At 63.4% G+C, this 12146-nt stretch carries 12 protein-coding genes; 9 read left to right on the top strand and 3 right to left on the bottom strand.

The genetic code is table 11. The features are described 5' to 3' along the window. Positions 1–18 precede the first annotated feature (18 nt). Positions 19–2517, bottom strand: coding sequence for a fatty acid cis/trans isomerase (locus tag QD172_RS12120; protein WP_279855858.1), 2499 nt, complete (start codon positions 2515–2517; stop codon positions 19–21). Between the two features lie 307 nt (positions 2518–2824). Here QD172_RS12120 and QD172_RS12115 point away from each other — a divergent pair, with 307 nt between their 5' ends. From QD172_RS12115 to QD172_RS12080, 8 genes are all read left to right on the top strand, one after another. Further along, on the top strand, positions 2825–3097 hold the full coding sequence (locus QD172_RS12115) for a hypothetical protein (protein ID WP_240499614.1): 273 nt from the start codon (positions 2825–2827) through the stop codon (positions 3095–3097). Between the two features lie 153 nt (positions 3098–3250). After that, on the top strand, positions 3251–4201 hold the full coding sequence (locus QD172_RS12110; RefSeq protein ID WP_136939091.1) for a DUF692 domain-containing protein: 951 nt from the start codon (positions 3251–3253) through the stop codon (positions 4199–4201). Beyond that, complete coding sequence (locus tag QD172_RS12105) at positions 4198–5091, top strand: DNA-binding domain-containing protein (protein WP_279855857.1); 894 nt, start codon at positions 4198–4200, stop codon at positions 5089–5091. Before QD172_RS12110 ends, QD172_RS12105 begins: the two co-directional genes overlap by 4 nt. Positions 5092–5329: 238 nt before the next feature. Then, positions 5330–6121 (top strand): pseudouridine synthase, encoded by a 792-nt coding sequence (locus QD172_RS12100; protein ID WP_077379350.1) that lies wholly within the window; start codon positions 5330–5332, stop codon positions 6119–6121. A gap of 156 nt (positions 6122–6277) precedes the next feature. Beyond that, on the top strand, positions 6278–7141 hold the full coding sequence (gene tcdA, locus QD172_RS12095; RefSeq protein WP_279855931.1) for a tRNA cyclic N6-threonylcarbamoyladenosine(37) synthase TcdA: 864 nt from the start codon (positions 6278–6280) through the stop codon (positions 7139–7141). A 48-nt stretch (positions 7142–7189) separates the two neighbouring features. After that, positions 7190–7447, top strand: a complete 258-nt coding sequence (locus QD172_RS12090) for a DUF1653 domain-containing protein (protein WP_240499615.1) — start codon at positions 7190–7192, stop codon at positions 7445–7447. A 223-nt stretch (positions 7448–7670) separates the two neighbouring features. Beyond that, positions 7671–8189, top strand: coding sequence for a 5-(carboxyamino)imidazole ribonucleotide mutase (gene purE, locus QD172_RS12085; RefSeq protein WP_077378762.1), 519 nt, complete (start codon positions 7671–7673; stop codon positions 8187–8189). A 3-nt stretch (positions 8190–8192) separates the two neighbouring features. Further along, on the top strand, positions 8193–9314 hold the full coding sequence (locus tag QD172_RS12080; protein WP_240704287.1) for a 5-(carboxyamino)imidazole ribonucleotide synthase: 1122 nt from the start codon (positions 8193–8195) through the stop codon (positions 9312–9314). A 95-nt stretch (positions 9315–9409) separates the two neighbouring features. Here QD172_RS12080 and bfr read toward each other — a convergent pair whose 3' ends face one another. Next, on the bottom strand, positions 9410–9889 hold the full coding sequence (gene bfr, locus QD172_RS12075) for a bacterioferritin (RefSeq protein ID WP_077378759.1): 480 nt from the start codon (positions 9887–9889) through the stop codon (positions 9410–9412). Between the two features lie 468 nt (positions 9890–10357). Continuing rightward, entirely contained in the window at positions 10358–10561 is a 204-nt protein-coding gene (locus tag QD172_RS12070; protein WP_279855856.1) for a bacterioferritin-associated ferredoxin, read from the bottom strand. Positions 10562–11268: 707 nt separating this feature from the next. Between QD172_RS12070 and QD172_RS12065 the strand changes: the two genes are divergently transcribed. Continuing rightward, entirely contained in the window at positions 11269–12093 is an 825-nt protein-coding gene (locus tag QD172_RS12065; protein ID WP_077378753.1) for a hypothetical protein, read from the top strand. Positions 12094–12146: the final 53 nt, after the last annotated feature.

The following is a 12146-nucleotide window of genomic DNA, read 5'->3' as shown; positions in this document are numbered from 1 at the left end:
CAGGCGGCTCGGAGACGCTCAGCGATTCTGCAGACGGTTGTAATCCAGCAACCCGGCCTCGACGGGACGATCCGCATAATTGGCACGCAGCACGCTGTCCGAGAACTGCCAGAAGCGTGGGTCGGTGCGCCGCACTCCGATATCGGCCATCAGCTGTCGATAGTCCGCCTCATCCTTGAGCACGGCGACCCGCCGTGCCAATCCCTGCAGCGACTCGGGTGTCAGATGCCAGAAGGCATTCGGATAATCCCCGGCCACGCCGCGCAGCACATCCAGCGTATCGCGCTCAGAACGCCGATTGGCTTCCTCGTCGAACAGACTGGTGATGTTGGCATGAGCCGAGTTGCGCAGCACGCTGAACAACTGTGGGTGCTCGCTTCCCTCCCGTTCCAGCGCAATGATGGTGACTTCCGGCAGCAGGCTGGCCGCCAGACCACTCACCTCGCTCAAGGCCTTCAATTCGCGGCGCACGGCATCATCCTCCAGCGTCTCCAGGCTACGCTCGTGGACAAGTTCCGGCGCCAGGCGCTCGCGCAGGCGGCGCATCAGCCCAATGCGCGCCTTCTCCGGTGAGGAAAGCTCTCCCGGTGTCCAGACGATATCGCTCGGGGCATCAAACTGGGGCGGCTTCTTGAACAGCAGCTTTTCCAGCCCCGAATCCACATCCTGATACCAGCTGTCATGCACTGCCTGACGCTCGCCGGCAGGCAGAAGCGCCAGCAGGTTGTTCTCGCCTTCCATGCGCAGGAAGTCCATGTACAGGCGCGTGGTCAGCTGGTGGCCGAGGTTGCCATAGACATCGAAGCCGGCCACCAGCAGGTAATGGATGCGCTCAAGCATCGGGTAATCGATCACCCAGGCCGTCTTGGGCACATTGCCGACCAGCCCTTTCATCACGGCAGCGTTGTCGAAGTGACGATAGACCGTCAGGGCGGCATTGGGGTTGTGATCGCCACCCTCGCCCCCTTGCCAGCCGCTGCCGTCCCACAACAGCTGCATGTCGAGACGCAGATTGCCGTCCTCGTAGGCCTGCATCATCAGCTTTTGCTTGGCCTGCAGATAGGCCTGCTGCTTGCGCTCGAACTTGATCCACGAGGAGATGGGCAATGCATTGCTGCTCTGCTCGGCAGGCAGGCTGAGATTCTCGCCCTCCCGTGCCAGGGTGCGCTCGACCTGCGGCAGGCTGAACAGTGATGGATCGGTGAAACTGACCCAGAAGTGGTCATTGATGACGTCCACGGCCACCTGGCCACGACAGACCGGCCCCTTGATGAAGCCCATGATGGTGTTCTGCGATTCATCCAGCATGAAGCGGTAACGTGACTCGGCAGGGATCGCCTCGAACGTCAGGAAGGGATTGGACGCCGTCTTGAGGTCATAGCCAGGCAGGTCATCCACCGTATAGTCCGGCGCGAGGAACAGCGACTGCCAGCGCTCCAGGCGCGCGTCACTCAGCGAATAGGGCAGATGATTCTTGGCCAGGATCGTCGAGCGCTCCTGCCATAGACGGTAATAGACGCGAGGACGCCCGGCCTCGTCATGCGGCATGACGTCACGACCATCTCCGGGATAGGCGGCGTAGGGAGCGTCATAGGGGCGGCGCGAGGAGATACGCTGGATGGGCTCGCCGGGCGGCGTACTGGAGCGCACCAGCGAGAAGAAGATCGGCCGGCCATTGGCTCCCTTCGCTTCCGGGAAATACAGGTGGGTCAGGAAGAGGTGCTCGTAGATGTAGCGACTCATCAGACGCTGCTTGAGGCTGTCACCATTGAGGAAGGCTTCCACCTGCTGAATCCGTGGCACCAGGGCCTCAGACACCGGGCGCACCTTGGTCATCGGGGAGCCCTGCGCCAACCAGTTGACCAGCGTACGGTGCTCCTCATCACTGATCTGCGGCAGCGCATACGGCATGCCCCAGTCCGGGTGATCTTCCGCGAAGGCATCATAGCGCTCGATGGGCGCGCACACCTGACTGCGATTGAGCGACAGATCGAAGCGGTCTTCCGGCAGCAGGCCTTCCTCCGTCACCGGCAGGGGTTGCTTGCGCTTCTGGCTCAGCGAGCGGAACAGCACACTGCCTTCCAGATTGGCGAGCGCCGAGTCGTTGCGCTCGTTGAGCACCGGCGAGAAGTTCATGTCACGCCATTCAGCGGTGCTGTCGGCATCCTCGAACAGACGCGTCAGATTGGCCGCCAGCAAGCGGGTGCCGTCATAGACAGGAGCGGGATTGATACCGCGGTCGATCCCGGCCGCCGAGGACATCTTGAGCTGGCACGGGGCGTCATAGCAGCCATGGCAGACCACGCAACGCGTCTCGAGGATCGGCTTGACCTCATCTTCCCAATGCCTCCCCGCCAGACTATCGCCGGACACGACGCGATCGCGTGGCTCGGGCGTCCCGAAACGCGCATCCAGCTGATGCACGGTGACGGCGCTACATCCTCCCAGCAACAGGATGACGAGGATGCTCCAGCGCCAGCGCGGGGTATGCCACAGGCGTCGAAGGGAGTTCAGCATGCAAGGCTCCATAAGCAGAATACGAGACCGATGGACGGATCGGCCATGAGGCAGGCGGGGCCCGCTGCACACTGCTTCGACAGAGCACAGAAGACATGACAGGCACACAGTATGCCACGAGCAGAATAGCGTCTTTCAGAGGGTTTTCGCGCTCCCGGTCAAATTCTCGAGCCGCGGTGCATCCACCTTCACGCCGGCGACGTAAGACTCAATGACCCGGCAACGAGACCTGACTGGCCGGGTGGATATCTGCATCGAACCTTGCTCAACAACCAGAAAAAACGGGCTCGCCCGAAAGGAAACCATCATGACCATGAAGAAGACCGTGACTGCCGCCACCTTTGCCGCTGCTGCCGCTGCACTGTTCTCCACCGCCGCCCTGACCTCCATGTCCGTGCAGGCGGCTGACAACGCCGTGAAGTGCTCCGGGATCAACTCCTGCAAGGGCACCTCCGAGTGCGCCACCGCCACCAGCGCCTGCAAGGGCCACAATGCCTGCAAGGGTCAGGGCTGGTCCTACACCGCAAGTGCCGAATCCTGTGTCGGCGCTGGCGGCGAAGTCATCTCCGGCAAGAGCTGAGCACTCGAGATGAGGGCACCGTCACCCAGGTAACGGTGTCGCCAGGAGTCCCTGGACGCAACGGGAGGACGGCATGCCGTCCTCCCGTTGTTGCATCAGGTCTACACTGCCAATGCAGGCACTGCCTGCCATGCCATGGAAAAGGAGTCACTCATGACGACAGCTTCCCGGAGTCACCAGCCTGCCACTGCCACCTCGGGTGCCGGTCAAGGGCTAGGGCTACGTCCTGAGTACTACCACGAGATTCTGACGACGCTGCCGGATATCGATTGGTTCGAGGCCATCAGCGAGAACTACATGGGCCCCGGATTCATCGACTCCGACGGCGTCAGTGCCGGCGGCAAGCCGCTGCACTTTCTTGAGCGAGTCCGCGAGCACTACCCCATCGCCCTGCATGGCGTCTCGCTATCCATCGGTGGCAGCAATCCCATCGACACCCGCTATCTGCGCGAGCTGCGCGCACTGTGTGAGCGCATCGAACCGATGTGGGTCTCCGACCACCTGTGCTGGACCCGCACCGGCGCGCATCAATTCCATGACCTGCTGCCTCTGCCCTATACCGAGGCCACCATCACGCACCTGGCCGAGCGCATCGACCAGGTCCAGAACGCGCTCGGGCGCCAGCTATTGCTGGAAAACGTCTCCAGCTACCTGACCTGGCAGCCCGACGAGATGAGCGAATGGGAGTTTCTGGCCGAGGTCAGCCGCCGCGCCGATTGCCTGATCCTGCTCGACCTGAACAACGTCATCGTCTCCAGCCACAATCATGACTTCGATCCGCTGGCCTATCTGGATGCCATGCCGGCGGAGCGTGTCTGGCAGCACCATCTCGCCGGGCACATCAGGCAGGACGTGTCTGGCGGTGAGCTGTGCATCGACACCCACGACCAACCCGTCCCGGATGCCGTGTGGTCGCTGTATGACGCCGCACGCGAGCGCTTCGGCGATGTCGCCACCATGATCGAGCGCGATGACAACTTCCCGCCATGGTCGGAGCTGATGGAAGAATATGCCGAGCTGCGTCGCCGCAGTGGTCGCCCGCTGGCCGACGATCAACCGACCCGGACTGTCGCGGCGGCAATGAATGGGGGGCTGCACGCATGACGCATGCATCGACCACAGCGACGACAGCATCACAGTTCGATCGCCGCGCCTTGACCCAGCTTCAGGACGCCACCGCCGCCTATCTGGCCGCGCCGTCACCCGACACCCGCAGCATCGCGGCACAGGCTGTCATCAGTGATGAGCTGGCCAGTGCCGAGGAGCGCCTTGGCATCTATGCCACGGCTTACCGCCTGCGCCTGTTCGATGTCTTCGGCGGTGATTTCGAGGCCGTGCACACCTTGATTGGCGATGATGCCTTCGGCTTGCTGTGTCGCGAGTACCTCAATGCCCATCCGCCGAGCCACTACTCGATCCGCTGGGCAGGCCAGCACTTTCCGGCCTTCGTGGCCGCGCGCGAACCCCGGCGTTCGCTGGTCACCGAGATGGCGGCCTTCGAATGGGCACTGGGGCTGGCACTGGATGCCGAGGAGATCGCGACGCTCAGCGTCGAGACCCTGCAAGGGCTCGCCCCGCAAGACTGGCCGACGCTGAGACTGGCAGCCCATCCGTCACTGCATCACTTCGCCTTTCATTTCGATACGCCGGCCATCTGGAAATCCATCGACAATGACGAGCCGCCACGTGCGCCGGTCGAGAGCGAGATCCCCACGCCATGGATCGTCTGGCGTCAGCCGACCGAGGGCGCACCCGAGGTGCACTATCGCTCTCTCGAGCCATTGGAAGCGCTGGTGCTCGACGCCATTCTCTCCGCCGGTGATGACGGCCTGAGCTTCGCCTCACTGGGAGAGTTGCTGGCCCCCGAAGTCGGCGCCGAGGCAGCGCCGGGCGCCGCCATCAACCTGCTGGTGCAATGGATACCGGCAGGCATGCTGATACATCCCGAAGACACCGGACGAGCCAGCCGCCATACCTCAGACCGTATTGCCTGAGGCGGCGCCCCCTCCTGCAACAGACCGGACATGACAGCCAGCCAGGAAAGCCGGACAATACACGCCGATCACCCCCTTGGTGATCGGCTTTCGTCTTCCTGCTGCCGTGATGCCCATGCCCCCTTCTTCCCATGATCTGCCCTCTTCTCCCGATGGCCTGCCCTGCGACGCGTCAGTGACGTCTCGACCACTCGTGTCGGCGCCCCTCGATGCTGACCCGGCTCACGAGGCCGAGCCCATCTTGCCACTCGACATCCTGTTTCAGGATGACGTGCTGGTGGTGGTGCAGAAGCCTTCTGGCCTGCTGGTGCATCGCAGCCCCATCGACAAGCATGAGACGGAATTTCTGCTGCAGCGCCTGCGTGACCAGATCGGCATGCACGTCTTCCCGGTGCATCGTCTCGATCGCCCGACCTCCGGGCTGATGGTCTTCGGCCTCTCACCGGAAGCCGCCCGCAAGCTGAGCGCCGCCTTCGAGGAACAGCAGGTCAGCAAACGCTATCTGGCCGTGGTGCGTGGCGTCGCTCCCGAACAGGAGCGCCTGGACTACGGCCTGCGCAAGGAAGAGGGTCGCCTGCCCAAGGCCCAGATGCCGGAGCAGGAAGCCATCACCGACATCCGCCGACTGGCGCAGGTCGAGCTGCCCGTCGCGATCGACCGCTACCCCCAGTCACGCTTCTCGCTGGTGGAGGCACGTCCCTTGACCGGCCGTCGACACCAGATTCGTCGGCACCTGTCGCGCCGTGGCTACCCCATCATCGGAGATGCCAGGCACGGCAAGGGCAACTACAATCGTTACTTCGCCTCGACCCTGGAATGTCCGCGTCTGCTGCTGGCGGCGGTCGGACTGGAACTGCCGCACCCCGAGGGTGGCTGGTTGCGTCTTTCATGCCCACCGGATGGCGCCTACGCTGCCCTGCTGGCGCGCTTTGGCTGGCTGGGGCATCTGCCGGAGCGCCATGCCATCCACCAGGCCGAACGCCCCGAAAGCGACCTGGCTGGCCGGCCCACAGACGACTTGCCCGAATGACGACCGGGCACCCGCGAACACGCTTCGCCATCTGCATTCAACGTCCCTGGAAAGCATGAGCTGCGCATGACCACTACCCCTGACGACATTCCGCTGAATGAGCCAGCGGCCCACACGGCCTCTCTCTCGGACGCCGCGCCCTCTGCCAGCGAACGCATGCTGGCGGATTTCTTCGCCACCGATGCCGAGGCACCGGCGGCGGACGATTACGACTTCCGTTTCGGCGGCATTCGTCGCCTCTACGGCGCCAGCGCCTTCGCCCACTTCCGTCACGCGCATGTCGCGGTGGTCGGGGTCGGCGGGGTCGGCAGCTGGAGCGCCGAGGCGCTGGCACGCTCCGGCATCGGCGAGATGACGCTGATCGACCTCGACGACGTCTGCGTCTCCAACGTCAATCGTCAGCTGCATGCGCTGGATGGCCAGATCGGCCGCCCCAAGGTCGAGGTGCTGGCCGAGCGCTGCCAGTTGATCGCGCCACAGATGAAGATTCACGCCATCTCGGCCTTCGTCACCCCGGACAACCTGGCCGAGCTGATCCACGATGAGCTGGATCACGTCATCGATGCCATCGACAGCGTACCCGCCAAGACGGCGCTGATCGCCTGGTGCAAGCGTCGCAAGCTGGGGCTGACCGTGACGGGCGGTGCCGGTGGCCAGCTCGACCCGACACGCATCCAGATCGCGGATCTTGCCCGTACCGAGCAGGACCCGCTGCTGGCGCGCGTTCGCTCCCTGCTGCGCCGCGACTACCATTTCAGTCGCAATCTCAAGCGCCGTTTCGATGTCGAGTGCGTCTACTCCGACGAGCAGCTGACCTACCCCGGTGCCGATGGCGAGGTCTGCGCCACCAAACCCGGCGACAGCGCCACGCGTCTGGATTGCACCGGCGGCTTCGGCGCCGCCACCTTCGTCACCGGAAGCTTCGGCTTCACCGCCAGTGCGCGCGCCCTGGCGCGCATCGCACGCCGCGGTGCCAAGGCCACGCCGGCCAACGCTCTCAAGCCCGCACCCGACGCCTGATCGCGCCGGGCGACCGCGCCAACTGTCTTGCCCATCAAGGAAATCATCATGTCAGAGCTGCCTCCCATGCCGCCGCTGCCCGAGAATCGCCCCGTGCCGGGGCTCTACCGCCACTACAAGGGCGCGCAATACGAGGTGATCGGCACCAGTCGTCATAGCGAGACGGAAGAGCTGCTGGTGGTCTACCGCGCCCTCTACGGCGAATGTGGTCTGTGGGTGCGCCCACTGAGCATGTTCATGGAGAATGTCGAGATCCAGGGCGAGCCAGTGCCGCGTTTCGCGCTGGTCACGCAATGGTCCTGCTGAGCCTCGCCGGCCGGTGGCGCCCATAAGCTGACCGACCGGACAGGTGCATGCCGCCTCTCAGGCTCGGTGCTATACTGCGCCGCTTGTTTTTCCAGACATACGCATTGAGGTGGGACTGGCCATCACGGCCCGGCCACCTCGACCACGCCCACACAGCGGGCCGCCCAGCATGCGCTGGCGGTGGCTGTGAGCTGGTTCATACCACGTCAAGAGCGGAGGAAGCATGAGCGCACTGGTTGGTGTCATCATGGGATCAAAATCGGATTGGGCGACCATGTGCCATACGGTCGAGACCCTGGAAGCCCTGGGGATCGAACACGAGGTCAAGGTCGTCTCTGCCCATCGCACGCCTGACCTGCTGTTCGATTATGCCGACACCGCTGCGGAGCGTGGTCTCGAGGTCATCATCGCCGGAGCCGGTGGCGCCGCCCACCTGCCGGGCATGTGTGCCGCCAAGACCTGGCTGCCGGTGCTGGGCGTGCCGGTGCAGTCCAGCATGCTGTCTGGCGTCGACTCTCTGCTCTCCATCGTGCAGATGCCCGCCGGCATCCCCACCGGCACCCTGGCCATCGGTCGTGCCGGTGCCGTGAATGCGGCGCTGCTGGCTGCCAGCCAGCTGGCCAACAAGTATCCGGCCATCCGCACGGCGCTCATCAACTTCCGCGCCGAGCAGACCGACCGCGTGCTGGACAATCCGGACCCGCGTCCCGATGCTCCCAGCCTGTCGCATGGAGGCCAGTGAATCATGAGCGAGCCGATCCGCTTCGGTATCGTCGGTGGTGGTCAGCTGGGTCGCATGCTGGCTCAGGCTGGTGCCGCCCTCAATGCCCGCTTCACCTTTCTTGATCCCGCCGACTCGCCCTGTGGCCGCGTGCATGGCCATCATCTGCGCGCCGACTGGCAGGATGACGCCGCTCTGACACAGCTGGTGGCGGCCTCCGATGCCATCACCTTCGAGTTCGAGAACGTGCCCGCCGACGCCGTCGAGCGCCTGGCGGCAGAGCGTCCGACCTATCCCCCGGCCGGCGCGCTGGATACCGCACGGGATCGCTGGAACGAGAAGTCGCTGTTCATGCGTCTGGGCATCGAGGTGCCGCCGCTGGCGCTGGTCGACAGCCAGGCCGATCTGGAAAGCGCGGTGGCCACCATCGGCCTGCCTGCCGTCCTCAAGACACGTACGCTGGGCTACGACGGCAAGGGTCAGAAGGTGCTGCGCGAGATGGCGGACGTGGCCGACACCTTCGCCGAACTCGGCAGCGTGCCGCTGATTCTCGAAGGCTTCATCGCCTTCGATCACGAGGTCTCGGTGATCGCGGTACGCGGTCGTGACGGTGAGACACGCGCCTGGCCGCTGTCCCGCAATGAGCACCGCAGCGGCATCCTGCACTGCGCCACACCGCTGGCCGCGCATGACCTGCAGGCCGAGGCCGAAGCGGCTGCCTTCAAGGTGATGCACGAACTCGACTACGTGGGCGTGATGGCCTTCGAGTTCTTCGTGGTCAAGGAAGCGGACGGCAGCGAGCGCCTGCTGGCCAACGAGATCGCCCCGCGCGTGCACAACTCCGGTCACTGGAGTATCGAGGGCGCGGTCACCAGCCAGTTCGAGAACCATCTGCGCGCCGTCGCCGGCCTGCCGCTGGGCGAGACAGCCCTGCTGGCCCCCTGCGCGATGCTCAACATCATCGGGCGCATGCCAGAGCGCGATGCCGTGCTGGCCATTCCCGGTGCTCGCCTGCATGACTACGGCAAGGCACCGCGAGCCGGCCGCAAGATCGGTCACATCACGGTGCTGGCCGCCGACCAGGCCAGTCTCGACGCGCGCATCGCAGCCGTCGAGGCGCTGCTGGTCAATGACCTGGGCAAGTAAGCCGGTTCTGCGCCACTGAAGACAAAACGCCCCCGCTGCCGATGGCAGCGGGGGCGTTTTCGTTCCTGTCACGACCTGGAAAGCCGCGCCTGGAATCAGTCGATCTCGTGATGGATCTGCTTCTGCAGGTAGAGCTCGATACCGACCTTCTCGATCAGACCCAGCTCGGTCTCCAGGTGATCGATATGCTCTTCCTCGTCGTCGAGGATCTTGCGGAACAGATCACGTGAGGTGTAATCGCGAACCTGCTCGGCATAGGCGATCGCTTCTTTCAGATCACCATGTGCCTGGTGCTCCAGCGCCAGATCGCACTCGAGCATTTCCTTGGTGTTCTCGCCGATACGCAGCTTGCCGAGGTCCTGCAGGTTGGGCAGGCCTTCCATGAACAGGATGCGCTCGATCAGGGTGTCCGCATGACGCATCTCTTCGATGGACTCGTCATATTCCCACTTGGCCAGGCGCTTGAGCCCCCAGTCCTTGTACATGCGCGCATGCAGGAAGTACTGATTGATGGCTACCAGCTCGTTGCCCAGTATGGTGTTGAGATGCTCGATGATCTTGGGATCGCCTTTCATGTCGCCATTCCTCTCTTGTCCGGTGCGGTCTCGTTGTCGTCGGCGACCGGCATGCATGCCGGTGTCAGGGGCCGTCGGGGGTGAGGCGTCTCAGGCACTCGCCCCGCTTCGTCAGGTCCGGCAAGTATGGCGCAAAACCATGAATTTTTCGAGACATGACAACAAGTTATCGACTTTTAGGCGCAAATGGGAAAGATTGGTATCCGCGTTGTCATATGCAGACGGACACCGGTGAGCGTACAAGCGATGAAAGCCCGGGAGAGGAAAGCACGAGAAAGGAAAGTGCGAGAAAGGAAAGTGCGAGAGAGGATAGCTGGAAAGATGAGCTCTCCCGGCAAGGAGCGGCATGCGAAAACGCCAGAGGCCCGATCATGTGATCGGGCCTCTGGCGTTTGAATGACATGGACTCGTGGCGCTGTGCTGCATCGACAGGGCAATCCAGGCCAGGAGAGGCAAGCCCCCCTGACATCAGACCGCGTAGGCGAGGTCGTCAGCCGGCATCATTTCGCGTGCCACGGCTTCACGGGTGATCGTCTTGGCCATGCAGGCACATTTTCCACATTGGGTCGCACACCCGGTCTGCTCGCGGACCTCACGGAAGCTGCGCGCCCCCTGCCCCACGACTTCACGGATCTTGTGGTCTGATACACCCTTGCACAGACAGACGTACATGGCTCACCTCGCTCACTCCAAGTGAGACAAATGTAAATGATTCGCAGAAAGATGCGCAACACCTGACTGCAAAAAATTCTCATTTGCATGACATATCAACCACTTGCATTACCCCGTCTTCCACCGTCGGCGCCATGAATTGCTGCTGCGGGATGTGAACGTCCGACCAGAGCCGCGTGACGGTTCTCGACCCGCCGTTCTCCCCGCTTTCCTCAACCCGCTGTTCTCAAACCATTGCTTTCAAATCCACTGCTCTCAAATCCGTTGCATCGATGAAAGCGCCCACCGTATAAAGAAGGGAGTCACCTGCCTAAGGCAGGGGTTGCGATTTGGGTCAGGGACGCTAAGATGTATAACGTTTTATTATGCAGACAAGAATCAAGTCGCAACAAAAAATAATGAGCCATCGACATCCAATGGTTCAGGCAGGTCACTCGCCTCCTGCTAGCGTCACTTCGCCAGAACGCTGCCGTTCATGACGATGACCCACACGCAGCAAGGCGACGGCAAATGACTGCCACGACCTGCCAGGCAATCAGGAAAAGCACATGAACAGGACACTGCAAGAGATTCCGTCGACGCCCTCCATCCTGACTCGGCCCATCGGCATGCCGATGATGGGCGACATGATGATGCCGTGACCGGCCCGAATCCGTCTGCTGTCCGTTCGTTTCGCCTACTGCCAAACTGCAAGGAGTCCTGACCCAATGTCCGCATCCATCGCTACCGCCGAACATCATGCCGCCTCCCACCTGCCGCTCAATCTCGACGCCGTTCGCGATGCCGGCAGCTGCTTCGGGGACCATCACCGCCTGCCGCTCAATCCGCTGCTGCGCAATCTCTATCGCGAGGCGCGTCGCGAGGGCCTGGTGGACGAGAGCTGCAACGCACGTGAGTTGATGAGTCACATCGCACTGCCGCACGATCACGTCGTCACCCAGGAAATCTCCGATCGTGTCTGGCGCTACAACGTCGGTTACGCCAACAGTGAAAGCAGTGCCGAACAGGGCGACCTGAATGCTGCACTGGACTCGCTCAACGAGCGTACCCTCGATGAGCCACTGCCGGGTGCGCTGCATCGCCTCACCGAGGCCTGGCTGTACCTGCCCGGCGAGCTGGAAAGTCCGCGTCAGGCCAGCGCCGACGTCCTGTGGCTGGACAAGCAGGGCCGTGCCCGCTATCGCCTGGATCAGGCCCGTCACTGGTTCGCCACCCTGCGTGACGAAGCCGTCGAAGTGGACGACTGGCTGGCATGGCGCCTGACCCACCTGCCGCTGACCAGCGCACCGGTGCTGGACACGGTCAGTGCCTTCACACGCCTGGCCCGCCTCGACCACGACGGTCAGCGCCCCATCGGCCAGCTGCCCTTCGTGCGCTATCGTGATGGCGTGCGCTTCGAGGGCATGGGCAACGCGGTACTCGACCTGCCACGTGAGCTGCCGGAAACCGCGGCACAGGAAGACAGCCTGGTCGTGTCACGCGCCACGGTCGACCGCATCATCACGCGCCTCGATGGCCTGCTGGGCGTCTGATTCACGTCCTGCACCCCTGACAGACACAACGCCCCGCCAGTCGATGACTGGCG

This window comes from Cobetia sp. 10Alg 146 (assembly GCF_029846385.1).
GTDB classification, from domain to species: Bacteria; Pseudomonadota; Gammaproteobacteria; order Pseudomonadales; family Halomonadaceae; genus Cobetia; species Cobetia marina.
This window is presented reverse-complemented; position numbering and strand designations above follow the sequence as displayed.

What these genes read in the sequence shown, in the direction of transcription:
- QD172_RS12120 (WP_279855858.1), bottom strand. Translation starts at nt 2,517, where the DNA reads ATGCTGAACTCCCTTCGACGCCTGTGGCATACCCCGCGCTGGCGCTGG.
- QD172_RS12115 (WP_240499614.1), top strand. Translation starts at nt 2,825, where the DNA reads ATGACCATGAAGAAGACCGTGACTGCCGCCACCTTTGCCGCTGCTGCC.
- QD172_RS12110 (WP_136939091.1), top strand. Translation starts at nt 3,251, where the DNA reads ATGACGACAGCTTCCCGGAGTCACCAGCCTGCCACTGCCACCTCGGGT.
- QD172_RS12105 (WP_279855857.1), top strand. Translation starts at nt 4,198, where the DNA reads ATGACGCATGCATCGACCACAGCGACGACAGCATCACAGTTCGATCGC.
- tcdA (WP_279855931.1), top strand. Translation starts at nt 6,278, where the DNA reads ATGCTGGCGGATTTCTTCGCCACCGATGCCGAGGCACCGGCGGCGGAC.
- QD172_RS12090 (WP_240499615.1), top strand. Translation starts at nt 7,190, where the DNA reads ATGTCAGAGCTGCCTCCCATGCCGCCGCTGCCCGAGAATCGCCCCGTG.
- purE (WP_077378762.1), top strand. Translation starts at nt 7,671, where the DNA reads ATGAGCGCACTGGTTGGTGTCATCATGGGATCAAAATCGGATTGGGCG.
- QD172_RS12080 (WP_240704287.1), top strand. Translation starts at nt 8,193, where the DNA reads ATGAGCGAGCCGATCCGCTTCGGTATCGTCGGTGGTGGTCAGCTGGGT.
- bfr (WP_077378759.1), bottom strand. Translation starts at nt 9,889, where the DNA reads ATGAAAGGCGATCCCAAGATCATCGAGCATCTCAACACCATACTGGGC.
- QD172_RS12070 (WP_279855856.1), bottom strand. Translation starts at nt 10,561, where the DNA reads ATGTACGTCTGTCTGTGCAAGGGTGTATCAGACCACAAGATCCGTGAA.
- QD172_RS12065 (WP_077378753.1), top strand. Translation starts at nt 11,269, where the DNA reads ATGTCCGCATCCATCGCTACCGCCGAACATCATGCCGCCTCCCACCTG.